The 24,133-nt window shown below is 44.5% G+C and carries 29 protein-coding genes and 1 rRNA gene; 1 reads left to right on the top strand and 29 read right to left on the bottom strand.

Annotated features, from left to right (window positions below; translation table 11 throughout):
• Positions 1-11: 11 nt before the first annotated feature.
• The 15 genes from BXO87_RS20020 to metG all read right to left on the bottom strand — a co-directional run bounded on the left by BXO87_RS20020 (position 12) and on the right by metG (position 13,769).
• Positions 12-620: a 50S ribosomal protein L25/general stress protein Ctc gene (locus tag BXO87_RS20020; protein WP_014416724.1), complete on the bottom strand. Its 609-nt coding sequence runs from the start codon at positions 618-620 to the stop codon at positions 12-14.
• A gap of 84 nt (positions 621-704) precedes the next feature.
• Positions 705-1,658, bottom strand: coding sequence for a ribose-phosphate diphosphokinase (locus BXO87_RS20015; protein ID WP_004264656.1), 954 nt, complete (start codon positions 1,656-1,658; stop codon positions 705-707).
• Between the two features lie 21 nt (positions 1,659-1,679).
• Positions 1,680-3,050, bottom strand: a complete 1,371-nt coding sequence (gene glmU, locus BXO87_RS20010; RefSeq protein WP_004264658.1) for a bifunctional UDP-N-acetylglucosamine diphosphorylase/glucosamine-1-phosphate N-acetyltransferase GlmU — start codon at positions 3,048-3,050, stop codon at positions 1,680-1,682.
• Positions 3,051-3,241: 191 nt separating this feature from the next.
• The gene (gene spoVG, locus BXO87_RS20005) at positions 3,242-3,535 is read right to left on the bottom strand and encodes a septation regulator SpoVG (protein ID WP_004264660.1); all 294 of its coding nucleotides are present in this window, start codon (positions 3,533-3,535) and stop codon (positions 3,242-3,244) included.
• 195 nt (positions 3,536-3,730) lie between these two features.
• Positions 3,731-4,111 carry a 2-iminobutanoate/2-iminopropanoate deaminase gene (gene ridA, locus BXO87_RS20000; protein WP_004264663.1) on the bottom strand — a complete coding sequence of 127 codons (381 nt, stop codon included), beginning with the start codon at positions 4,109-4,111 and terminating at the stop codon, positions 3,731-3,733.
• A complete protein-coding gene (purR, locus tag BXO87_RS19995; RefSeq protein WP_004264666.1) occupies positions 4,108-4,965 on the bottom strand; it encodes a pur operon repressor in 858 nt (285 codons plus the stop codon). Before purR ends, ridA begins: the two co-directional genes overlap by 4 nt.
• Before the next feature lie 55 nt (positions 4,966-5,020).
• Positions 5,021-5,890 (bottom strand): 4-(cytidine 5'-diphospho)-2-C-methyl-D-erythritol kinase, encoded by an 870-nt coding sequence (ispE, locus tag BXO87_RS19990; RefSeq protein ID WP_007409927.1) that lies wholly within the window; start codon positions 5,888-5,890, stop codon positions 5,021-5,023.
• 143 nt (positions 5,891-6,033) lie between these two features.
• Positions 6,034-6,222 carry a small, acid-soluble spore protein, alpha/beta type gene (locus tag BXO87_RS19985; RefSeq protein WP_011996172.1) on the bottom strand — a complete coding sequence of 63 codons (189 nt, stop codon included), beginning with the start codon at positions 6,220-6,222 and terminating at the stop codon, positions 6,034-6,036.
• Between the two features lie 162 nt (positions 6,223-6,384).
• Positions 6,385-6,645: a biofilm formation stimulator Veg gene (gene veg, locus BXO87_RS19980; RefSeq protein WP_007615173.1), complete on the bottom strand. Its 261-nt coding sequence runs from the start codon at positions 6,643-6,645 to the stop codon at positions 6,385-6,387.
• Positions 6,646-6,856: 211 nt separating this feature from the next.
• The gene (gene yabG, locus BXO87_RS19975; RefSeq protein WP_032872185.1) at positions 6,857-7,732 is read right to left on the bottom strand and encodes a sporulation peptidase YabG; all 876 of its coding nucleotides are present in this window, start codon (positions 7,730-7,732) and stop codon (positions 6,857-6,859) included.
• Between the two features lie 172 nt (positions 7,733-7,904).
• Positions 7,905-8,786: a 16S rRNA (adenine(1518)-N(6)/adenine(1519)-N(6))-dimethyltransferase RsmA gene (rsmA, locus tag BXO87_RS19970; protein ID WP_038456675.1), complete on the bottom strand. Its 882-nt coding sequence runs from the start codon at positions 8,784-8,786 to the stop codon at positions 7,905-7,907.
• On the bottom strand, positions 8,776-9,339 hold the full coding sequence (gene rnmV, locus BXO87_RS19965) for a ribonuclease M5 (RefSeq protein WP_004264696.1): 564 nt from the start codon (positions 9,337-9,339) through the stop codon (positions 8,776-8,778). Before rnmV ends, rsmA begins: the two co-directional genes overlap by 11 nt.
• 134 nt (positions 9,340-9,473) lie before the next feature.
• On the bottom strand, positions 9,474-10,799 hold the full coding sequence (locus tag BXO87_RS19960) for a G5 and 3D domain-containing protein (protein ID WP_023356663.1): 1,326 nt from the start codon (positions 10,797-10,799) through the stop codon (positions 9,474-9,476).
• 134 nt (positions 10,800-10,933) lie between these two features.
• The gene (locus tag BXO87_RS19955; protein WP_032872179.1) at positions 10,934-11,701 is read right to left on the bottom strand and encodes a TatD family hydrolase; all 768 of its coding nucleotides are present in this window, start codon (positions 11,699-11,701) and stop codon (positions 10,934-10,936) included.
• Positions 11,702-11,777: 76 nt separating this feature from the next.
• Positions 11,778-13,769 carry a methionine--tRNA ligase gene (metG, locus tag BXO87_RS19950; protein ID WP_022552471.1) on the bottom strand — a complete coding sequence of 664 codons (1,992 nt, stop codon included), beginning with the start codon at positions 13,767-13,769 and terminating at the stop codon, positions 11,778-11,780.
• Between the two features lie 483 nt (positions 13,770-14,252).
• Between metG and abrB the strand changes: the two genes are divergently transcribed.
• Positions 14,253-14,543, top strand: a complete 291-nt coding sequence (gene abrB / locus BXO87_RS19945) for a transition state genes transcriptional regulator AbrB (protein ID WP_169510469.1) — start codon at positions 14,253-14,255, stop codon at positions 14,541-14,543.
• A gap of 49 nt (positions 14,544-14,592) precedes the next feature.
• Here the strand turns inward: abrB and rsmI are convergent, their stop codons facing one another.
• The 14 genes from rsmI to rrf all read right to left on the bottom strand — a co-directional run bounded on the left by rsmI (position 14,593) and on the right by rrf (position 24,122).
• A complete protein-coding gene (rsmI, locus tag BXO87_RS19940; protein WP_038463560.1) occupies positions 14,593-15,474 on the bottom strand; it encodes a 16S rRNA (cytidine(1402)-2'-O)-methyltransferase in 882 nt (293 codons plus the stop codon).
• On the bottom strand, positions 15,449-15,748 hold the full coding sequence (locus BXO87_RS19935) for a GIY-YIG nuclease family protein (RefSeq protein WP_038456669.1): 300 nt from the start codon (positions 15,746-15,748) through the stop codon (positions 15,449-15,451). The genes rsmI and BXO87_RS19935 overlap by 26 nt, the downstream gene beginning before the upstream one ends.
• Entirely contained in the window at positions 15,735-16,478 is a 744-nt protein-coding gene (locus BXO87_RS19930; RefSeq protein ID WP_038456667.1) for a tRNA1(Val) (adenine(37)-N6)-methyltransferase, read from the bottom strand. Before BXO87_RS19930 ends, BXO87_RS19935 begins: the two co-directional genes overlap by 14 nt.
• 60 nt (positions 16,479-16,538) lie before the next feature.
• On the bottom strand, positions 16,539-16,898 hold the full coding sequence (gene yabA / locus BXO87_RS19925; protein ID WP_004264720.1) for a replication initiation-control protein YabA: 360 nt from the start codon (positions 16,896-16,898) through the stop codon (positions 16,539-16,541).
• A 14-nt stretch (positions 16,899-16,912) separates the two neighbouring features.
• Positions 16,913-17,740, bottom strand: coding sequence for a competence/sporulation regulator complex protein RicT (gene ricT, locus BXO87_RS19920; RefSeq protein WP_004264723.1), 828 nt, complete (start codon positions 17,738-17,740; stop codon positions 16,913-16,915).
• 2 nt (positions 17,741-17,742) lie between these two features.
• Positions 17,743-18,732, bottom strand: a complete 990-nt coding sequence (holB, locus tag BXO87_RS19915; RefSeq protein WP_038456664.1) for a DNA polymerase III subunit delta' — start codon at positions 18,730-18,732, stop codon at positions 17,743-17,745.
• An 11-nt stretch (positions 18,733-18,743) separates the two neighbouring features.
• Positions 18,744-19,184: a YaaR family protein gene (locus BXO87_RS19910; protein WP_004264730.1), complete on the bottom strand. Its 441-nt coding sequence runs from the start codon at positions 19,182-19,184 to the stop codon at positions 18,744-18,746.
• Between the two features lie 12 nt (positions 19,185-19,196).
• Positions 19,197-19,526: a cyclic di-AMP receptor DarA gene (gene darA, locus BXO87_RS19905; protein ID WP_004264734.1), complete on the bottom strand. Its 330-nt coding sequence runs from the start codon at positions 19,524-19,526 to the stop codon at positions 19,197-19,199.
• A gap of 70 nt (positions 19,527-19,596) precedes the next feature.
• Entirely contained in the window at positions 19,597-20,235 is a 639-nt protein-coding gene (gene tmk / locus BXO87_RS19900) for a dTMP kinase (RefSeq protein ID WP_038463554.1), read from the bottom strand.
• Positions 20,232-21,665 (bottom strand): aminotransferase class I/II-fold pyridoxal phosphate-dependent enzyme, encoded by a 1,434-nt coding sequence (locus BXO87_RS19895; RefSeq protein WP_038463551.1) that lies wholly within the window; start codon positions 21,663-21,665, stop codon positions 20,232-20,234. Before BXO87_RS19895 ends, tmk begins: the two co-directional genes overlap by 4 nt.
• 76 nt (positions 21,666-21,741) lie before the next feature.
• A complete protein-coding gene (locus tag BXO87_RS19890) occupies positions 21,742-22,860 on the bottom strand; it encodes a toxic anion resistance protein (RefSeq protein ID WP_038456657.1) in 1,119 nt (372 codons plus the stop codon).
• Between the two features lie 15 nt (positions 22,861-22,875).
• Positions 22,876-23,490 (bottom strand): 5-bromo-4-chloroindolyl phosphate hydrolysis family protein, encoded by a 615-nt coding sequence (locus BXO87_RS19885; RefSeq protein WP_038456654.1) that lies wholly within the window; start codon positions 23,488-23,490, stop codon positions 22,876-22,878.
• Positions 23,491-23,638: 148 nt separating this feature from the next.
• Positions 23,639-23,833 carry a sigma factor G inhibitor Gin gene (locus BXO87_RS19880; protein WP_038456651.1) on the bottom strand — a complete coding sequence of 65 codons (195 nt, stop codon included), beginning with the start codon at positions 23,831-23,833 and terminating at the stop codon, positions 23,639-23,641.
• Between the two features lie 173 nt (positions 23,834-24,006).
• Positions 24,007-24,122 (bottom strand): 5S ribosomal RNA (gene rrf, locus BXO87_RS19875).
• Between the last annotated feature and the right edge of the window lie 11 nt (positions 24,123-24,133).

Here is a 24,133-nt window from a genome sequence, read left to right as displayed (position 1 = left end):
TCTTAAAGCGCTTATTGATTTTCTCCTTCGGGCTCTTCCCCAGGAGACGGTTCTGCATCTTCTTCGAATGCTTCCTGCTTAGGAGGAAGGATGGAAGCCACGACTTCTTCCGGATCGTTTGTAAATGTATAATTGCCGTCAGCAGTCAGATCTGCGATGGTCAGCACATCATTCATCTCAAGTCCTGAAATATCAACATTGATTGTCTGAGGGATGTCCTTCGGTCTGGCCTTAATCGAAAGCTCATGCAGCGGCTGCTGGATGACGCCTCCGTCTTTGACTCCCTTCGCCTCTCCCGTCAGCTGAATCGGCACCTCGGCCTCCAGCTCCTCACTCATATTCACGACTTGAAAATCGGCGTGCGTCAATTCGTTTTTGAGCGGGTCTGTCTGAAGATCAGTCACCATAACCGATTGCTGATTTCCGTTGACATCAATTGTGATAATCGTGTTTTTTCCTTCGTCCCGCAATGTTTTAAGCAATTCGACACTGTCTAAAGAGACAGGCGTATTCGTTGTTTCTTTACCGTATATAATCCCTGGAACATGTCCTGAATGACGGATTTTCCGAAGCGTCGAACGTTTAAAATCTGTTCTTTCATTTGCTTTTAAAGTTGCCATATTCAGCACCATCCTAATTATCGTTTTATCGTCCTATTAGAACAATACCCACAATAACTGGGATTTAAACCTTAAAGTTTCGGTTTAGCTGAATAAATAGCTGACAGATTGTTTCTCGTGAACGCGGATAATCGCTTCAGCCAGAAGCGGTCCGACAGAAAGCTGCTTAAAGCGGTCGATTTTTTTCTCATCAGGAAGCTTAATGCTGTTCGTTACGACAAGCTCCTTGATTTTAGAGTTATTGATCCGCTCAACGGCAGGACCTGACAGTACAGGGTGCGTACAGCATGCATACACTTCTGCAGCTCCGTTTTCAACCAGCGCGTTAGCGGCAAGTGTGATTGTGCCGGCCGTATCAATAATATCATCGATCAGAATCGCTGTTTTTCCTTCCACGTTACCGACGATGTTCATCACTTCTACCTCATTCGGTCTAGGACGGCGTTTGTCGATAATCGCGATCGGCGCTTTCAGACGGTCCGCAAGTTTGCGGGCGCGCGTCACACCGCCGTGGTCAGGAGAAACAATGACGATATCTTTCAAGTCTTTACCTTCAAAGTAATGGCCTAAAATCGGAACACCCATTAAGTGGTCAATCGGAATATCAAAGAAACCTTGAATTTGCGGCGCGTGTAAATCAAGCGCGATCACGCGTGTCGCACCCGCTGTTTCAAGCAGGTTTGCAAAAAGTTTTGCCGTAATCGGTTCACGTGATCTTGCTTTTCTGTCCTGGCGCGCATAACCGTAGTACGGAATGACAATGTTGATTGTTTTCGCGGAAGCGCGCTTTAAAGCGTCAACCATAATCAGCAATTCCATGATGTGCTCGTTGACCGGCGCACTTGTAGACTGAATGATATAGCAATCACAGCCGCGAATACTTTCTTCTATATTGATCTGGACCTCTCCGTCACTGAATCTTGTAACAGAGCACTTTCCTAATTGAACCCCTACATTATCCGCGATTTCTTTTGCAAGTTCTGGATTTGAATTCAAAGAAAAAATCTTTAAATTCTTATCTCCGTATTCGTTAGACATGGTAAACCTCCGATTTTAGGATTATTTTTTATGAATATTTTTCACATAATCTTCTTTATTTACTTGTCTTGCTCTGGCAATGGCAAGCGCTTCGCCCGGCACATCTTCAGTTACGGTTGAACCCGCAGCGACATATGCGCCTTCTCCCACTGTAACAGGAGCGACCAGATTGGAGTTGCAGCCAATAAAGGCGCCGTCTTCAATTTTGGTTAAATACTTTTTCTTCCCATCATAATTGACCGTGATGGAGCCGCAGCCCAGATTCACATCCGTGCCCACTTCGGCATCACCGATATAGCTTAAATGAGATGCTTTGCTCCGGTCGCCGAATTGTGTTTTCTTGATTTCAACAAAGTTTCCGATCTTCACTTCATTGCCGATTGCGGAATCGGGTCTGATGTGAGCAAAAGGACCGATATTTACATCATTCCCAACTTTGCTGCGATTGACAACGGATTGTTTAATCACAGTGCGGCTGCCGATTGAGCTGTCCTCTATCTCAGTGTGAGGGCCGATGACACATTCATCGCCGATTTCAGCTTGTCCCTTTAACACAGTTCCGGGATAAATAACTGTATCTTGTCCGATACGTGCGTCAGGTGAGATGTACGTATTCATCGGATCGATTAAAGTGACTCCGTTCTGCATATGCCGTTTGTTAATACGCTCTTTCATATACATTTCAGCCTGAGAAAGAGCGACTCTATCATTCACTCCGAGCGTCTCTTGGAAGTTACCAGTCTGGTAAGCGGCAACAGTTTCGCCTTCGTCTTTGAGGATTTCGATCACATCCGGCAGATAATACTCGCCTTGGGCATTTTCATTCGAAACCTGTTCGATGACACGAAAAAGAGCCTCGTTATCAAAACAGTACGTTCCCGTGTTAATTTCTTTCACAAGACGTTCTTGTTCCGAAGCATCCTTGTGCTCCACGATTTTTTGAACGGCGCCGTCTTCACTGCGGATGATTCTTCCGTATCCGGCGGGATCGTCGGCAACGGCCGTTAACACCGTGGCTTTTGCACCTTTGTCTGTATGTTCATTCAGCATGGCTTCCATCGTCTCCGCCGTCAGAAGCGGTGTATCGCCGCAAATAACGATCGTGACACCCTTTTCTCCGTGAAGAAATGGTTTTGCCTGTTTGACCGCATGAGCCGTACCGAGCTGTTCTGCTTGGAGAGCGTAATCGCTTTTCTGTCCGAGCTGCTTCTTCACATCTTCGGCGCCGTGTCCTACGATGGTGACAAGCTTCGCTAAAGATAATTTCAGAGCTTCGTCTGCGACGTGCTCTACCATAGGCTTTCCGCATACCGGATGAAGGACCTTGTAAAGCTTCGATTTCATTCTCGTTCCTTTTCCGGCAGCTAAAATCACTGCAAACCGCTTATCCATTTAATGGCCTCCAATATCCCTTTTATCCATAGAAAAATATATCCTAAATAGCTGTTGATTTCAAGAAGACATCAAAAAGTGCAAGAATTTTCTATGTAATCGCTTTATTACTGAAAAATCAGATTTAAAAAAGGACTGCCGGAAAAGGCCTTGTGTCAGCCTTTATCAGCAGTCCTTACATTTTGTTATGTTTAAGAAGCCCCGGCTTCTTCATATTCTAATGCTTCAGAATCACCCAAACGATGATACTCATTTAAAACAGCATCCTGGATCTTGCCCCGCGTGCTGGAATTAATAGGATGAGCAATATCGCGGAATTCTCCATCAGGGGTGCGTTTACTCGGCATCGCAACGAAAAGACCATTGTTTCCATCAATCACACGAATATCATGTACAACAAATTCGTGATCCAGCGTGATGGATGCAATCGCTCTCATGCGACCATCGGTATTCACGCGGCGTAATCTTACGTCAGTAACTTCCACAGTAGTTCACCACCTTTTCCCTATATAAAAGCATTAGTCTAACAATTCCACGATTCTTTTTAAATTCCTGCACGTTTCAAAAAGTTTTTTTGAAAATATAGGATATACATACACAATTAGGTGATAAACCATATTTGGGGATCATATACTGCATAAAAAAAGTGATCCCGGAGACCGGAACCACTTTTCTGAGATTTAAGATTTCACCAGCGCAATGACTTCAATTTCCACGAGAGCATCTTTCGGCAGTCTCGCCACTTCCACACAAGACCTTGCCGGCTTATGTACATCAAAGTATTGTCCGTACACTTCATTCACTTCCGCAAACTGCTCCATATCAGCAATAAATACCGTTGCTTTTACAACCGTCTCGAGAGAAGCGCCCGCTTCTTTCAGCACAGCTTTTAAATTGCTGAACACCTGATGCGTTTGTTCTGTGATATCACCGTTTACCATTTCTCCTTCAGCAGTAAGAGGAATCTGGCCTGAGCTGTAAAACATGTTGTTTACGATGATTCCCTGTGAATATGGCCCGATCGCTGCCGGCGCGTGTTTTGTATGGATTGCTTTTGTCATTTTTCTGTCTCCCCATTCTTTAAATGCTGTTCTTTAAAAAATCGCAGAAAATTGCCGTTTTGAATCTCAATCGTTTTGTCTTTCATATTGATGGTTGAAAGCGTGAGCAGTGACATGTATTCATCGACAAGCCGTTCATTCACTCCCTCGGCTTCAACCAAGACACCTATTCCCGCGACGTTTGCATTAAACTCATCAAGCAAACTGATCATGCCGTTAATGGTGCCGCCGGCTTTCATAAAGTCGTCAATAATCAAAACGTTCGAACCCGTAGCCAAACTTCTTTTCGCAAGCGACATCGTTTGAATGCGGTTAGATGACCCTGATACATAATTGATGCTCACCGTGGAGCCTTCCGTCACTTTATTGTCCTTTCGCACGATGACAACCGGAACGTTCAAATAACTGGCCGCTGCGTAAGCAAGAGGGATTCCTTTTGTCGCAACGGTCATCACCACATCAATCTCCCGCTCCGCAAAAACGGAAGCAAAAAGCCTGCCTACATGAGAGAGGACAGAGGGTTTTCCTAAGATATCCGTTAAATATACATAACCGCCCGGAAGGATACGCTCAGGATTTACTAAAGACTGTCCCAGCTCCTGTATAAACGCTTCTGCTTCAGCCTGTTTCACTTTCGGAATGTATTTGACGCCTCCGGCAGCTCCCGGCACTGTAAGCAGCGTCCCAATGCCTTGCTGTTCAAAGGTCTGTTTAATAATCGTTAAATCTTCACTGATTGATGACTTTGCTGATTGATACCGTTCTGAGAAAAACGTTAACGGTATTAATTCATGCGGATGGGTTAACAAATAATTTGTTAAGTCCACCAATCTGCCGCTGCGACGAAACTTCATGAACTTACCCCCAAAATCCGAATAATTTAAAAATAATATAACTTAACATACGGATTTAATCAAGAGCATTCTGTTCGCCGATCATCCGCACTGCGTACACTTGATCACAGAAACCTCTTAACCCGTTATAAATCCGCTGCACCTTCGATTCGTATTGAACCAAACCGAATACAGTCGGTCCGCTTCCGCTCATTAACACCGCATCAGCGCCGAAGCGTTTCATTTGATTTTTAATCATCGCCACCTCGGGATGGAGGCTGAGCGTAACCGACTCCAATACGTTTCCTAATTGTCCGCATACCTTTTGGAAGCTTTTTTCTTCAATCGCGTCAATCATCGCCTGCACATCAGGATGCCGAACCTGCTGTAAGTTCAGCCGGCGGTACACTTCGGCAGTCGATACCCCGATCGTCGGTTTGGCGAGCACGACCCAGCAATGAGGCGGAGCACTGATGTGCCTGATCTTCTCACCGCGTCCGGTTGCCAGAGCAGTGCCTCCGTATACACAGAAGGACACGTCTGAACCGATTTCAGCTCCAAGCTCCGCGAGCTCTTCGACAGAAAGCTTTAAATCCCAAAGCCTGTTCAGCCCTCTGAGCGTGGCTGCCGCATCGCTGCTTCCGCCGGCAAGCCCTGCCGCTACAGGGATCACTTTTGTAATCATAATGGAAACGCCTTTTTTGACTTGAAACCGTTCTTTAAGCAGTTTGGCTGCCTGATAAGCCAGATTCCTTTGATCATCCGGAACAAAGCGGTTATGCGACGCCACTCTGATAACGTTTTCGGGCAGTTCTGTCAGTTCAATCCGATCTGCCAAATCAATTGTCGTCATGATCATCTCCACTTCGTGATAACCATCCGGGCGTTTACTCGTCACATCGAGGGACAGATTGATTTTGGCCGGCGCTTTTTCTAAAATACGCATAGCTTTCACCTACTTCTCCATCTAAACATAAGTATGAACATTGTATCACATTTGGAGACCCGGAGGTACTTATCCGAAATTGACGCCGGTTTTGACAGCCGATAGAAAAAACCGGGGAACGGATTGTCCCCCGGGCCACTGAATTATCGGTTATTTTGGTTCTGAGCCGCCATCTGCTGTTCGGCAATCTCAATCGCGCGCTTTACCATATTCCCGGCGTCACGCGCCCGAATGCCTCCCCAGCCCTCGTTTTTCACCGTATCGTAAAAACCAAGGTCCTTCGCCAGCTCATATTTGAACTCATCTGACATAACTCCACGACGTCTGCCCAAACGAAACAACCCCTTTTATAGAATTGATCACCATTCGTGCACGCCACGATAAAACATGTGACACCTATAGCTTCCGTTTAATCGGCTGAAACTTTCGAGGGAATAATTAGAAGAGCTTTGGAAGGCAAAACAAAAAGCAGTAAACAAAAGGTTCACTGCCCATTAAAATGCTACTGAGCTTGCCGTATCGTCATTGAATGTCAATTCAACAGTCTCAGTCAGAATATCAGCATAACTGTATGAAACTCTTTCAAACGAATTCTCGTCTTGATCTAGTTGTATCACAAAAACAGAAGGGTACGTCTCAGCTAAAATGCCCGAACGCTCAATCGTTTTTCGGCGGCCGCCGTTTGCTTTTAACGTAAGCCGTTTACCTAAATTCCCATCAAGCGATCTTTTTATATCGGACAACGTCTTCGCCATTGCATCCACCTCACTACATTTATTGTACAACAAGAGCCCAATTTTGTCAAATAAAATTTAAATTATATCAACGTTAATAAGTCATTGTCAACAAAATTATTTTGACAAAATTCTATTGATTTCTGCGTTATTTTTCACAAGTTCCGGAAATTTATGTATCAATATGTAAAATAATTAACCCGCATAGCGAAATATATGCGGGTTTTATCACTCATCCATTTGATTTATACGGCATACCGACACGCAGCACACCCTTCGTTTCAATTCCTCCCAGCCCTTTCTCTCTCGTCAGCGTATTTCTCAGGACATCCCATACATTGATCCGCTCCATAAACGGGGTGAAGCTGATTTTCGCGACAATATATACCGGGTCAAGCGCATGGATATTGACGCGTGACGGCGAACTTGCAAAATTCGCGCCTGCTCTGATTAAAGACTCGAAATGAGATTGACAGGCCCCCGCGAATATGACCAGCTGATCCAAATGAGGGACTTTACGCCTCGCTTTTTGAACGGTTTCGACAAAGTGTTTGGAATGCCTGTAGGCGCTTAAATCGTTCACGTCACCCTTATGCTTGGAATATGCATCATGGCCGGTGATGACTAAAATATCCGGCCTGTATTTATCAAGCAGCTCGTCAATTGATGCCGGCATTTTTTTCTCATGGCAGTGAATTCCGTATACCGGCACACCGATTTTTTCATAAAAGTTCAGGCACTTTTTCAAATAGGCCTCATCGCCGTCCAGATGCAATACCTTTCCGGGCATATGAAAGTAGTGCTCCTGATGCTGATATTGATTTGTCGCATAATATTCCTGTTTTTCCCGAAGCAGCTTATAATCCTGGCGGAGCAGCTCGAGAGATTCATTCATCCTGCTTTCATCTCTTTTCTTTCTCATGGCCTGTTCGTCTTTTCTGACAGGCTCCAAATCAGAAAAATCAGCATCCGCAATCAATCTGACTTCGTCACCATGCAGGATGGCAATTGAATTTCCATTGCTTGTTTGTTCTATACCGATAATGCGAAATAAAACATCCATTTGATAGGATTTCCTGGCTACCATATCTCCTATTTGAAATTGCACGTTACCCACTCCACAAATAGACTAAGCCTCATCATGAAAGAAGTCTTGGCAAATACACCTCTTTCCGCTGCGGCGCTTGATGTTTCAAGCTTTTCTTGCAGTTGAATGAATAAGGTTCTCCTCTAGCCTATGTAGCGGCAGTCCAAGTGGTGACGCAAAACAAAAAGCCCTCTTAGAAAAGGGCTTTATGCAATCCGTTGGACAGGAGCGCGAATTCTTCTATGGACAGGGATTCACCGCGCCGCTTTCCGTCAATATTCGTTTCTTGAAGAACTTCTTCAATTTGAGCTTTTTTCTCTTTTCCGTCCGGAAGATTGTTCACAAGGTTGTTCAGCAAGGTTTTCCGGCGCTGTGCGAAGCTTGCTTTAATCAGCTGGAAGAAAAACGGTTCATTATCGACATCAACCGCCGGGCCGTCACGAAGCAAGAGACGGATGACGGCTGAATCGACATTAGGCTGAGGCACAAACACCGTTTTCGGGACGGTCATGACGGTTTTGGCCTCCGTATAGAACTGAACCGCAATGGAAAGCGATCCGTACTCCTTAGAGGAAGGATCAGCGGCCATCCGCTCAGCGACCTCTTTTTGCAGCATCACGACAATTCCTTTTAATGGAAGATGTTCTTCCAATAGCTTCATGATGATAGGCGTCGTCACATAATATGGGAGATTCGCCGTCACCATAATTTCATCACAATCCTGAAACTGCTCTTCAATGACGGATTTTACGTCTGCTTTCAGCACATCTTGATGAATGATCGTTACATTGTCATATGGAGACAGCGTATCATTGAGAATGGGCAGCAGGCGCTGATCAATTTCAAACGCGACGACCTTTTTCGCCCGTTTGGCAAGCTGCTCTGTCAGCGCGCCGATTCCGGGCCCGATTTCAATGACTCCGGTCCGATCCGTAATTTCCGCATGGTCCACAATTCTGTCCAATATATTTGTATCAATTAAGAAATTCTGTCCCAGACTCTTTTTAAAAGAGAAACCGTACTTTTTCAGAATTTCCTTCGTTCTGATAGGTGTCGCGATATCTTTATTGTTCATCCTGTTCCTCCTGCCTCATAGCATCGAGCGCATCAATAAAATCACTTCTTTTGATTTGAAACATTTGCAGCCGTTTTTGAAGCTGCTTGCCGTTTGTATAGCCGATCTTCAGCAGGTCGCCCAATCGTTCGCGGCGTCTTTTGGCAGCCGGTCCGCCGATCAGACCGGCCTGTATGACATCTTCAGCTGAAATCTCACTCGGCTTTGCCTCCATCTCTTCATGCACATTTTCCAGACATGCTCTGATGCTTTCAATGGATGCGTGCTCAACGCCAATGCCGCGCTTGTTTTTCGGTTTGGCAAGATGTTTGGGCAGAAATGCGTGTTTACAGCCGGGTACTGCTTCAGAAATGGTTTTCCGGATCTTTTCCCCCGGAAAATCCGGGTCCGTCAGCACGATGACCCCTCTCGTTTCCTGCGCCAGCCGAATCTGCCTGATGACTTCGTCTCCGATTGCGGAACCGTTTGTCTCGATCGTATCCGCATCAACGGCAAGTTTTATGCGCGCAGTGTCATCGCGTCCCTCGACTACAATAATTTCTTTAATTTTCATTACTTCCTCCAAAAAAACTTTTTATATCCAAAACGAAACCTTTGCTTGCATGTCACGTCTAATATACTGAAAATACACTTTACCTATTATAACGAAAAAAACAGAGGGCGCAAAACCCTCTGAGTGAATCGGAATTAATTTAAGATTTTTATTTTGACCTGTTTCTTTCCCCAGCGGTAAGCTGAAGATTTTTCAGGGAAAAAGACATCAATCCGTCTTCCTTTAATGGCTGAACCTGTATCAGCGGCCACAGCATCCCCGTATCCGTCTACGTGGACTCTTGTGCCGAGCGGGATGACGCTTGGGTCTACCGCAATGACTTTGGCATTCGGATTGCTTGTCAGGTTAACGCCTGTAGCCGTATGGCCGGAACAGCCGCTGCAGCTTGCGGTATAAGCCGTGGAAGACACGGTAATCACTTTACCGGAAGATCCGGTTTCGCCCGAAGATGCCTTCACAGGTGCACTGAGCTGCTCAATCTTGGGACTGTGCCGCTTTGTGCCGACCGCAATGATCTGATCTTTGCTTTTTTCAGATGTTTCTTCTTTAACAAGCTTTCTTGAAACTTCTTTTCCATTTTCTTTGACAACATGAAAATGCTTTTTAAGTTTGCCTTCTTTTCCTTTTTGAACGATCTTTTCTTTCCCGCTGTCGAGAGACGCATCTTCTTTTTCTTTCACTTGATACGCTATTTTTTCCTCAACTACATCGGTGACTTTTTCGATACGAGTGATTTGTATGCCGGCCTGATTTTTTGTGAGCTTTTCGTGTAATGCCGGTTTTACTTTATCTTCGTCTTTCATGTCCATCTTATGCTGCGTTAAAAAGTCAGCGACCGTAGTCGAAGTCGTCCATATTTTCTTTTTCTTTCCCGCATCATTTACAGTGACCTGAAAAGCCGGGTCGACCGTGACTTTCATGCCGTTTGTCACTTTCGTATCTGCTGCTGGATCTATTTTATCGTGCTGATTCACAGGTGTATGCTGTTCGTTCAGAAATGCGCCGACTGTTTTTGCCGTTGACCATAAAGTCTTTTCTTCTCCGCCTCTTGTCACACGGATCTGCTTTGCAGCTTCATACACGACATTCATGTTGTCTGCCAATGCTGTCTGCTTAGACGGGGTAATCCGGTCTTCATTTCTCGTCTCTATATGTAAATCTTCCAGAAGTTCCCCAACCGTTTTTGCATGAGTGCGTATTTGCTTTTTCTTGCCGTTGATGGAAACAGAAACTGATTGTTTTGAGAGCTCATGTGCCCCGTATGCAGTCCCGGTTCCGCCCAGCAGAATAATAGCTGCAATAAGAATAACCTTGCTTTTACCAAGCTTTACGGAAAACAGTTTTTTCATTTTTTGTGTGATGAAAAACGCCTCCTTCTCCTCGGAGAGATTATATAGAGTATCTAAAATGCTGTCAACCCTCCCATCTCGAAGATGAAAAACCTTCAGCGTATCCCTCATTATGCAAAAACAAAGCAAAAAAAGGAAGAGAGACATATCGACAACCTATCTTATGAGGAGAAGGAAGCTTGTAGAACCGTTTTACATATCCACTGAATCGGACAAGCTTTTACACGTTATGACAGCGCATTCTGTCAGTTCATGCGGAAAAGTCTTTTTGCGTTTTCGGTTGTAATTGAGGCAATTTCCTCATACGTCAGTCCTTTTAATTCGGCGAGCTGTTCAGCAACATATTTTACGTAGCTTGGCTCATTTCGTTTGCCGCGGAAAGGATGCGGTGTCAGGAAAGGGCAGTCAGTTTCAATCAGCAAACGGTCATTCGGAATTTCCTTTGCAACTTCTTTTGGTTTCTTCGCATTTTTGAAGGTAACCGGTCCGCCGAATGAAATATAGAAATTCATAGCCATACACTGCCGCGCAACCTCCGCGCTCCCCGTAAAGCAGTGCATAATACCGCCGACTTCTTCCGCTCCCTCTTCTTTCAAAATTGTGACAACATCTTCCGTTGCATCACGATTATGAATGATAATTGGAAGGTTCACTTCTTTGGCGAGAGCGATTTGTTTCCGGAATACTTCTTTCTGAACGTCTTTTGGTGATTTATCCCAGTGATAATCAAGGCCCATCTCTCCGATTGCCACGACTTTTTCATGAGAGGACAGTTCCTTAATCCATGATAAATCTTCCTCTGTCATGTCAATTGCGTCTACCGGATGCCAGCCGATCGCAGCGTATATAAAGTCATATTCCTCAATCAGCTCCATCGCACGCGTGATAGTGGGTTTGTCGAATCCGACAACGACGATCCGTTCAACTTTTTCAGCCTTTGCACGCGCAATGACTTCCTCTAAGTCTGTGTCAAATTGCTCGGCATTTAAGTGCGCATGTGTATCAAAAAGCATCATAAAAACTCCTTTCTTGTTGAAAAACAAAAGGTGTTCGACGGAATGTTACACGTGAAACACCTTTTGCATCTATTTATTTAATTCGAGTGCCTTTCGGTAATGACTGGTCGACAGCTACAACTTTGAGAACGCCGTCCGATTCTCCTGCCAGTATCATTCCTTGAGAAAGCTCGCCTCTCAGTTTTACCGGTTTTAAATTCGTTACACAAATGATCTTCATTCCCACAAGCTGATCCGGTGTGTAATGCTTTGCGATACCTGATACAACTTGGCGCTGTTCAAAGCCCAGATCAATTTGCAATTTCAGCAGCCGATCTGCTTTTTTCACCGGCTCTGCGGACAAGACCTCTGCAACGCGAAGTTCTGTATCCATAAATTGATCAAACGTAATTTCAGGAAGACGCTCTGCTTCTTGCGGCTCTTCCGCCTTTTCTTCTTTAGCAGGAGCAGTTCCTTGCATTTTTTGCTTGATGTAAGCTACTTCTTCTTCAGCTTCAAGACGAGGGAAAAGCGGTTCCCCTTTTTTCACTTTCGTGTTCTTCAATTGGCCGAATGTCTGAATACTGTCCCAAGCTTTTAGAGACTGATCCTCAACTCCGAGCTGGGCAAACATTTTTTCAGGCGTTTGTGTCAAGAAAGGCTGGAGCAATACGGCTGAGATACGTAAAGATTCAGCTAAATGATACATGACAGAACGTAATTCTTTTTCTTTTTCCTGGTCTTTAGCAAGCACCCACGGAGCAGTTTCATCAATATATTTGTTCGTACGGCTGATTAATTGCCATAGCGTTGATAAGGCGACTGAAAACTCCATGTTTTCCATTGCCTTTTCATAAGCTTTAACCGTTTCACCGGCTACAGAAGAAAGCTCTGAATCAAAATCGGTCACATTTCCTTCATATGAACCAATCTCGCCGTCAAAATATTTTTGGATCATTGCGACTGTACGATTCAGAAGGTTTCCTAAGTCGTTCGCCAAGTCATAATTAATCCGTTCTACGAAACCTTCCGGCGTAAAGACACCGTCTGAACCGAACGGTACTTCGCGAAGCAGGTAATAGCGAAGTTCATCCAAGCCGTAGCGTTCAATTAACGTTACCGGATCAACGACATTTCCTTTTGATTTCGACATTTTTCCGTCTTTCATCAATAACCAGCCATGTGCGAATACTTGCTTAGGCAGCGGGAGATCAAGCGCCATCAGCATAATCGGCCAGTAAATGGTGTGAAAACGGACAATTTCTTTACCGACAAGATGGACGTCAGCCGGCCAGTACTTTTTGTAAAGCTCATCATTTTCCGTATCGTAACCGAGCGCTGTAATATAGTTGAACAGTGCGTCAATCCATACATACACGACATGCTTCGGATTTCCCGGCACTTTTACGCCCCAGTCGAACGTCGTTCTGGAAACGGCCAAATCTTCAAGCCCCGGTTTAATGAAGTTGTTAATCATTTCATTTTTGCGTGATTCAGGCTGGATGAAAGAAGGATTTTCCTCATAAAACTTCAGCAGGCGGTCTGCGTATTTGCTCATGCGGAAGAAGTATGACTCCTCTTTGATTAATTCGACCGGGTGGCCGCTGTCAGGGCTTTTTCCGCCGACAACCTCACCCTTCTCATTTCTTTCCACATCCACCAGCTGTGTTTCCGTATAGAATGTTTCATCAGGGATGCTGTACCAGCCCTCATACTCATCCAGGTAAATGTCACCATTATCAAGAAGTTTTTGAAACACTTTCTCGATAATTTCTTTGTGCCGGCTTTCCGTCGTCCGGATGAAATCATCGTGAGAAATGTCGAGCTGCTTCCATAGTTTTTGGATTTCAGCAACTGCACGATCCACATAAGCTTGAGGCGTTATATTCTCTTCCTCCGCTTTCTGCTGGATTTTCTGTCCGTGCTCATCCGTTCCGGTTAAGTAGCGTACGTCAAATCCTTTTAATCTTTTGTAACGCGCCATCGCATCGCCGGCCACGGTAGTATAAGCATGGCCGATATGTAATTTTCCGCTCGGATAATATATCGGGGTTGTAATATAAAAAGTATTATTGTCTTGCGGCATGTTGCAACCTCCCATTCAGAATGTCGAAAAGCTCACGCCCAAAGGACGAGAGCGGTTTTATTTGATATACAATATTGATATTTGTCCTCTATCTATGATACCATCTTAGCCTTTAAGATCAAGGATATATACGTACTGCGCGTAAAAGAGTAAATAAAATTAAAAATTTTTATTGAAATTAAAAAAAGTCTTAACATGTCGAAATTTGTCGTATATAATCTACTAATATAAAACATCTTGGTTCGAAAGTCTTGATTTAAAAGGATTTTCAGTAGGATAATAGGTTCGAAAAAGCAGTCAAAAAGCCTGTTATTTCAGGATTTCCAAGGCTTTACTTACTATAAGAACTAATTCTTACAATCAATAGTAAACAAAAAGATTGACGATTATTGGAAACCTTGTTATGCTAGGAATGTAAGGAATTTTGTCGAATAATGACGAAGAAAAATATAAACTACAAAATAATTATCTCTCGGGAGGAGACTGTTAATGAAATCTACTGGTATCGTACGTAAAGTTGATGAACTTGGACGCGTAGTTATCCCTATCGAACTTCGCCGTACACTGGGCATCGCAGAAAAAGACGCTCTTGAAATTTATGTTGATGATGAAAAAATCATCCTTAAAAAATATAAACCAAACATGACTTGCCAAGTAACTGGTGAAGTTTCTGATGATAACCTTAAACTTGCCGGCGGCAAATTGGTACTCAGCAAAGAAGGCGCTGAGCAAATCATCTCTGAAATTCAAAACCAGCTTCAAAACCAAAAATAAGCTATTTCATACAAAAACCGTTCTTGTTACGATACAAGAACGGTTTTTTTTATGATTGAATGTGATAAGCGTCATAAATCTCGCGTTTCGGAACGCCCCGATCTACCGCTGTTTGTTTTATGGCCTGTTTGGAAGATGCTCCTTCGTTTATGTAATGCTCCACATGCTCTTTCTCAGAAAGCTCCGTCCACCAAGGCTTTTCATCTTCATCCGGTTCTGCGGTTTGATTTCCTTCGACAACGAGACAGAACTCACCGCGGATTTGATCTTCATTTGCCCATTCAATCACCTCGGCGATGGTTCCTCTGATGAATTCCTCGTACTTTTTCGTTAATTCTCTCGTGACGGCGATGGTTCGATTACCCAAAACGTCATGCATTGCTGTTAATGTTTCTTTTAATCTGTGCGGCGCTTCGTAAAATATCATCGTTTCCTGCCGTTTTTTCAGGATTTCGAGTTCTTTCTTCTTTTCTTTTTTCTGTCTGTTTAAAAATCCGTAGAAGAAAAACGGCTGCGGGGTGATGCCTGATGCGGTCAGCGCGGTTAATGCCGCATTTGCACCCGGAAGCGGAACGACATATCCGCCGATTTGGGTGAAATCTCTCACAATCTCAGCCCCCGGGTCGGAAATTGTCGGCATGCCGGCATCACTGACCAATGCCACATTCTTTCCGCTTTTCAGCCATTCAATGATTTTATGGCCGCTGCTTTCTTTATTATGTTCATGATAGCTGATGAGAGATGTTTCTATGTCATAAACATGGCACAGCTTTTTCGTCTGTCTCGTATCTTCGGCAGCTATGACATCGGCCGATTTCAGCGTCTCTACTGCACGAAAGGTCATGTCCTCCAAATTGCCGATCGGTGTAGGAACAAGGTACAGAGTTCCCATTTCAGATTTTCCGTTAAAACTCATCTGGCGTCTTAACATATACAGCCTCCTTGCTGCGTCGTTTTTCTTCTATATATTGCTCTTTTTTCTTTCGGGTCAGCTGTTTAAAACGGTATTCCGCCTGCATCGCTTCCCGTTTTGTTTCAAATGATTCCGCATGGCATAACAAAACCGGCCTCCGCGCTCTTGTGTACTTCGCGCCCTTTCCCTCATTGTGGGTTTTCAGCCGTTTTTGCAGATCATTTGTATAACCGGCGTACAGACTGTTGTCATTGCACAGCAGCACATAAAAGAAATGACTATTTGTCTCCATATAAAATCGTGCGGATCTCTTTCGTATATTCATTTTGTTCATTGTATACGAACAGCGGGGGAAGAATTTTGAGATCAGGGCGGCCGCCTTTAATTCCTTCAACCAAAATGGTATTCGCTTCTTTACCTTGTTTCGGATAAATAAACTGAACCCGTTTCGGTTCTATTCGGTACGCTTTCATTAATTCAAAGATTTCCAAAAGCCTCCCCGGCCGATGAACGAGAGATGCTTTTCCGCCTTGCTTCAGCAGTTTGCTGCTGATGGAAATCACATCTTCAAGCGTGCAAAGAATTTCGTGCCTTGCGATTCTGAGATGCTCGTTCAGGTTCTGCTCCGCCTCTTTCGGTGTTTTAAAATAAGGCGGATTGCAGGTGACAACATCATATTTATTATGTCCGAGTCTTTCCGGCATATTTTTTAGATCATCATGAATGAGACTGATCTGACCGCCCAGCCCGTTGTATTCCACGCTTCGGAGCGCCATATCATACAAGCGTTCCTGAATTTCAACGCCGGTGATATCGGCTTTTGACCTTGTGCTGAGCAAAAGCGGCACAATGCCGTTCCCCGTGCATAAATCAACGATGTTCCCCTTTTGAATCGGAACGTATGCAAACTTAGACAGCAGCACGGCATCTAATGAAAAAGCGAAAACCGTCGGACTCTGTACTATTTTCATATCCTCTGCTAATAAGTAATCCAGTCTTTCATCATCACGTAATGAAACCATAATCTTATTCCTTTCGGCACTCTTTGAAAAAGGCTTCCGACATCAGCGGAAGCCTTTTCCTTATTTTTTATTTAAGAAGGACAGACAAAAAAGGCAATCTCCCTTGCGGACGCTCCCATAATGGACGTTGCAAATATGAAAGCCTTCTTGATACAGCCGGGCCAGATTGTCGTACCCTTCTCCTATATCACTCTGCTCTGCCTTCTGTGTTTTTGTTTCTTTCTGATCAGCTTTGAATTTCTCAATTTGCTCTGTCGTGTCATCAAGCCGCTTACGCAAATGCTTATTTTCAAGCTGAAGATGGTGATTCTCTTCAATCATTTCGCCGATATGCTGCTTTAAGTCACCCAGCTGACGGTACAGCGAACCGATTTGTTCCTCCAGGTTTATGACAGTATCAAATAACTCTTTTTTATCCAAGGTTCCACACCTCGTTAATCTGTGGTTTGTGCGGATACGACGCCCTCTTCCAAGAGCTCTTCCCAAGTATATTCTATCACTTTTTCACGATTCTTCAGTTCCACCTGAAGCACCCGTTCCAGAATATTAAGACCGACAACCTTTGCGGGGCCGTTTGCCGTCGTAATCATTTCGCCTAAATCCGGCAGCTGTTCTTTTGCCGTCTCATACTCATCATTTTCGTACTTCAAACAGCACATCAAACGGCCGCACAGACCGGAAATCTTCGTTGGGTTCAACGATAAATTTTGATCCTTCGCCATTTTGATGGACACCGGTTCAAAATCGCCGAGGAACGTGGAGCAGCAAAGCATTCTCCCGCATGGTCCGATACCGCCGAGCATTTTCGCCTCGTCCCTCACCCCGATTTGGCGCAATTCGATTCTCGTTTTAAAGATAGAAGCCAAGTCTTTGACCAATTCCCTGAAATCAACCCGTCCGTCTGCTGTAAAGTAAAAAATGACTTTATTGCGGTCAAATGTAAACTCAACATCAACCAGCTTCATATCTAAGCCGTGGTCAGCCACTTTTTTCTGACAGACTTCAAAAGCGGACAGGGCCTCCTGTTTGTTTTCTTCTACAATGAGAAGATCGCGTTCATCAGCAACGCGTATGACCTTTCGAAGCGGAAGCACAACATCATGCTCGTCCACTTGTTTATTTGCGATGACAACCTGCCCGTATTCGACACCTCTTACGGTTTCAACAATGACGCAGCTGTCTTGTTCTATATCAAATCCGTTCGGATCAAAGTAATAAATTTTTCCCGCTTTTTTAAAGCGGACGCCTATTACGTTGTACAAGCTTATCCCTCCTGCAACGTTAACACCAAGTGCTCCATTAATCCCTGCACATTCACATTGGAATGAAGCCGTTTTTTTGCTTCTAAAACAGCGAGAATTTGGTTCGTAACGCTTTGTTGTGTAAATTGCAGCGCATGCTGTTTTATTGATTGGAATAAGTCTTGATAAATCAGTTTATCTTCATTTCCAATTTGGATGGATAATACATCACGGTATATCAATAAGAGCATATCAAGACCCATTTCTTGATGGGTTTTTTCTTTGAAAAAGGGCACCCACTGATCCTGAATGAAGAAAAAGGCATGTCCTTTCCGCTGATGTAAGACTTCATACAATTTTATCACTTTCGCTCTGGACTCTGCAAACTCATCATTTCGACTTAATTCGACTGCTTCCGCAATATTATTTGTCATATTTGCTAAGAGCCGGGCCATGTGAGGGCCCACTTCCTGTTCAATCAGCCTTTCTTCTATGGCTTTCGGCTGAAGCGGCTGGAACGGAAGAACCTGACATCTCGAAACGATGGTATCCAGTATTCGGTGGAGCTGTTCAGTAATCAGAATTGCGATGGTGTCTTGACTCGGCTCCTCTAAGAATTTCAGCAGACTATTTGCCGCATTTGTCGTCATTTGATCCGCATGGGATATAATGTACAGCTTTTTATGCGATTCCAGTCCTGTTTTAGAAAACTCTTCCTGAAGCGATTGGATCTGAGCCTTTTTAATGGATAATCCGTCGGGCTGAACCACATGCAGGTCGGGATGGTTTCCGGATTCGATGCGCTTACAGTTCCGGCACTCCCCGCAAGGCTCAGTCCCGCCTTCAAGGCAAAAAAAACTTTTTGCGAGAAGCAGTGCGGCATCCAATTTGCCCGTACCTTTTTTACCTTCAAACAGATATGCGTGAGAAAGCCTTTTCTTTTCAATACTGTTATGCAAAAGCCGCATCACTCTGGGCTGCTGCCCGGTCATTTCCTTCCATGATATTGCCATTGTATCACTCTCTATGTGTAAAGGTTAATCAATAAACCTTTTATTTCTCCGATTCGATCCAGCAAATCAATTGCCGGTTTTTCCTGATCTAACATTTCTTCTGTCAGCTGGAGCAGTTTTTCATCTATTTCTTTCACAAGCCCCAGAGTCCGGCTGCTGCCGTACAGGTCAAAGCTTTTCTCCGTCTCATGCGATAATCCGCTGTCTACGGCCTCTTTTACAAAACGTTTTACCAATCCTTTGAATTTCGCTAAGTCTTTGAAGTTTCTCGACTTCGTCAGCCTTTTCCCGAACGTTTCTATATCCGTTAAGAACCTGCTCAGCTGATCAAATTTCAGCTTACTGCTTTGGCTGTCCATTGAACTTTTAAATGTTCCGGAAAGCTCTGCCGCTTTATAAGCAGGCTGCTGCTTTTTCTCAATAAATGTACGTAAGTCAGAATTTATTTTCACGTCGTCAAATCCTTAAAATTGATGAAATTCATCGACCGGGAGGACAAAGACCGTCGCTCCGCCGACTTCCACTTCGACGGGATATGGAACGTAGGAATCCGCATTCCCGCCCATCGGGGATACCGGGGCAATCATCTGATCACGTTTACAGCCATTCTCTTTAATAAGGCTGAGCGCTTTATCGACACGGATATCTTCCACCCCGATCATAAACGTCGTATTGCCTGATTTAAGGAATCCGCCTGTTGTCGCAAGCTTCGTCACCCTGAAGTTGTGGTCGGTTAATACTTTCAAAAGCCTGTTGCTGTCCTGATCCTGCACCACTGCCACTATTAGTTTCATTCTCTAGGCCCCCTTTAGGTTGGAAAGAACATTGTCGTTACATTCATTATAGCAACTTATGAGAAACAGGTCACAACTGAATTTTTTTCAATGCTTCATTTATCACTTTAAGTGCGTCCTGAATGACGAGTTCCTTCTTTTTCGAAGCGTCAATTGTATGAAATCTTTCCGGAAAACGCTGCATGACCTTTTGGTATCCTTCCCGTACTTTTGTGTGAAAGTGCAGGGCCTCAAGATCGAGACGATTCTTCTCTCTTGAATCATTCGACGTAATCCGTTTCAACCCTTCTTCCGGCTCAATAGAAAAATAGATGGTGACATCAGGCATCGTATCGCCGATTGCAAACTGGTTAATAGAAAGGACTTCATCAATGCCGAGCCCTCTCGCATAGCCTTGATAAGCCAGCGAACTGTCGATGAAACGATCGCACAGCACAATGCGGCCTTCTTTCAATGCAGGCTGCACCTTTTCGGCTAAATGCTGTCTTCTCGCCGCAGCGTAAAGCAGCGCCTCCGTTTTTGCATCCATCAGTGTATTGTTTTTATTTAAGATCACTTCTCTGATCTGTTCCGCAATGTCGATGCCGCCCGGTTCTCTTGTCGCTGTCACCGGGAGCCCCTCTGCCGACAGAATCTCTTTCATTTCCTGAAGCACAGTCGTTTTCCCTGCACCTTCAGGACCTTCAAATGTTATAAATAAACCGCTCATGATTTCTCCTCTTCTATATAGACAAGTAATTGTTCCCCGTTTAACAAGCCTTGAATATGCGTGTCCATGCCGATTAAACGAGAAAGCTTTTGTACGATCTCTTCTGTTATCCGTTCTCCGTCCATGATCAGCGGAATTCCCGGCGGATAAGGAATAATGTTCCCCGCATGCAAGCGCCCGGCAGCCTTATTTATATCTGTAAGCTCTTTTTTAAACTTCCGCATCTCATTTTGCGGGTATTCAAGTGTCGATATGGACGGAAATGTCCATTTCACGGCATCCGGCAATTTATCGAGCGGTGTATTCTCCAGTTTCTGCTGTATGTTTCTTACGGTTGCCTGTTCTATCATCCGCCGGCCGCCTATCGGCAGTACGAGCAATACTTGGTACTCGTCAGCCAGCTCGGCAACAATGTCTTCACTCTCCAAAATCCGTTGTAATGAATAGCCGGAATGTCCGAGCTTTGACCGAAGAATTAATTTTAACGGGTCCGCCCGCAGCCCATATCCGGAAGGCTCGATTATTTCAATAGAAGAAATTGATGCGAATCTTCGTTTGATTTTCTCAATGTGCTCCATATGAACGGGAAGTGTCCCTTTTTCAGCAATATCCTGCACATAAGCGCGCGCCGTATCTAAAGATGCCATAATCGGGTATGACGGGCTGCTGCTTTGCAAACTGCTTATATAATAAGTTAATCGATCTCTGTCAATTCTGGTGCTGTTCAAATGAAAGTAAGACCCCATCGTCATAGCCGGAAGCGTTTTATGAGCCGATTGAACAACGGCGTCCGCCCCCATAGCCAATGATGAAGGCGGGAAAGGCTGCCCTAACACAAAGTGAGCCCCATGAGCCTCATCTACCAGTACAGGAACGCCGTATGAATGGGCTTTTTTAACTGCCGCAGTCAAATCGGCGGCATGCCCGTAGTAAGTCGGATTGGTCAGAACAAGTCCTTTCGCGTTCGGGTATGACGCCAGCGCTTTTTCGATGACTGAAAGGGATACATGTGCCGGCACATGCATGTTTTCATCGATTTCCGGCGCCAAATAAACCGGCTTGGCTCCGGCCAATGCCGCCGCATGGAAAACAGACTTGTGACAATTACGCTGGATCAGAATGGGTTCACCCGGTTCACAAACAGCTAAAATCATCGCCAGATTGCCGGCGGTCGTTCCATTGACGAGAAAGAAACTTTCCTGAGAGCCGTAAAATCTGCTCACCAAATCCTGCGCTTCCTTAATGACCCCCGTCGGGTGATGCAAGTCATCAAGACCCGTGATCTCAGTCATATCAATAGATAAAAGAGATTGATATACAGATTTGGCTTCATCAAAAAAGACATCTCCATTGTGATGTCCCGGAACATGAAAAGAATACGTATTTCGGTGCGCATGCTTCATCAGCGCTGTATATAAAGGTGTGTCCATTTTTAAACAAATCCTTTGCCTGTCTTTCTTATTATATCGTGACTGCGAGCCAACTTAAAGCTAAGACTTTTGCCATCTAGCCGTTATCCCGGCCGGCCCCCATATCAAGCAGCTTCTTTTTTAAATCGCCTTCCATGATAACAAGCTCCTCCTCGGCACGCCTGCGTTTCATCCTGCCTTCTTCTTGAATAGACATGATTTCTTCAAGTGTGCTGACTAAGCTTTCCTGCACTTTTTTGAGGGTTTCTGCCTCAACAAGTCCGCGCTCATTGGCTTTGGCGGTCTCGACTGTACTTGTTTTCAGAAGTTCAGCGTTTTTCAGCAGCAATTGATTTGTCGTATCCGCCGCCTTCTGCTGCACATCTGCCGCACTCCGCTGCCTCATAAGCGTCAGCGCGATGGCGACTTGATTCTTCCATAAAGGAATAGCCGTAACAATGGAGGACTGAATTTTCTCTGCCAGTGCCTGATTCGTGTTTTGAATCAGGCGGATTTGCGGCGCACTCTGAAGCGTAATCTGCCTGCTCAGCAGCAGATCATGCACCCTCTTATCCAGACGGTCGGCAAACTGGCGAAGATCATTCACTTCCTGCGCGGCCATTTGATTGTGTTCTTGTAATTCGGCTTTTCTTCCCGCTTCGGGTATCAGCTTTGTTTTCAGCTCATCTAATTTTAATTCCCCCGCTGCTATATACATAGTTAAATTAGAAAAGTATTGTTTATTTTGGGCGTACAGCTCATCTAACAATTTATTGTCACTCAACAGCACATTTTTAGAATGTTCCAGCCTTCTGCTGATACGGTCAATCTGCACACTTGTCTTTTGATATTTCGAAAGCACTTCCTGTACAGAACCGGACACCCTTTTAAACAGCCTGGCGAAAAACCCTTTGTTCTTCATCTGCAGATCATCAGGGTTGACCTGGTCAAGCTTCAGCATCAAATCAGCCAGTATCTGTCCCATCTCTCCTGCATCTTTTCTTTGCACGTGCTCTATCATCGTGTGGGAAAATTCCAGAAGATTCGCCTGCGCCTGTGAACCAAACAGAACAATGCTTTGCATGTTCTCAGGGTCCAGTTTTTCAGCGAGCCGAAGTGCCGCTTCTCTTTTTTCTTCCGGCAGCGTATCTGCAAGCTTAAGAGGGGTCTGGTCATTTTGGGCGCCCATGCTGTCGTCGGAACGGTCTTTGGCCATTTCCTTCTTCCTTTCCTATTTTCTCAGTGAATGCTTTGCCACATCTAATTCAAAGTGCAGGTCGTCGATGTCCTCCTTCATCAGTTCATGAAGATCCTCTTCCAGCCTTCTGGAAAGCTCTGCTAGAGTCATCCTCGTCTCACTCAAGGACATTGATAAGTCTTTATTTTTTCGCGGCTGTGAGGAGAGCAGAGCATACTTTTCCGTCAGTTCCACAACAGAATCAAGCGTTTGATAATAGAAACGCTCTGCCTGATAAAAACGCTTCGGCTCTTGCTTTGTGAGCAGATATATTCGTCGGGTTATCCGCAGTATCTCTGCATTCTGCTTCAGCATTTGTATACTTTTAGAGCGAAAAAGCGCCCTGCGTAATCGGATGATTTTACCCTTTGCTTCCTCAAGATTTTCCTTGATATAAGCATATTCTTTTCTTGTCAGCCGGTGTTTTTTTAAAAGGAGACGCTTCGCATTCCACAGGCCGGCCGCACTGACAGCGGCTCCGCCGGCCGCCCCGTATAAAAGCGAATACAGAAAAGGCTGATGCCCTATCGTAAAGAAGGTTATCCCCGCTAATACAAAAACTGTGCTGCCGCAAAGCGTCCATTTCATATATTGAATAAACGGTTTCATACTTGATCGACTCCTATTTATTCACTTTTATCAGTATTATCTATTACATTCCATGTCTAAACAAGTTCCTCTTCTTATCGTATCAGTTCTTTTATAAAAAGTGTAAAAACTCCTCTGATTTCAGGCAAAAAAAAGACCCTTTTCAGGGTTAAGAATATAACGTCGGTGTATGAAGGCTTTTCAGTTTACGAACGAAAAATTCATAATTTGGATCAGAGGTCGGAGTGGAAACTACTTTCTTCTCACACTCTAAACATATAAATTTCGTATAAATATGGATTCCCCTGCTTTTTTTGTTTTCACACACAATACATGTTTCTTCATGGCTGGACGTTTCATTCATTTTGCCCACCTCCGTATGAATAGCCTTCCCTTAAGCTGTTGATTGTATACACAATTTGGACCTTTTTGAAGTTTGCAATTAGTATATGGGTGTTTCCGTATTTCGGTGTTTGTTTTGTTTTTATTCAAAAACAAAAAAGGCAACTCATGATGAGCTGCCTTTACCATAATATAGCTTGGCGGCGTCCTACTCTCACAGGGGGAAACCCCCGACTACCATCGGCGCTGAAGAGCTTAACTTCCGTGTTCGGCATGGGAACGGGTGTGACCTCTTCGCTATCGCCACCAAACCATTGAGAGT

Source organism: Bacillus sp. GZB, from assembly GCF_001975995.1.
Lineage (GTDB): Bacteria > Bacillota > Bacilli > Bacillales > Bacillaceae > Bacillus > Bacillus velezensis.
Note: the sequence above shows the minus strand (reverse complement) of the source record. Positions and strands in the feature narration are given on the sequence as shown.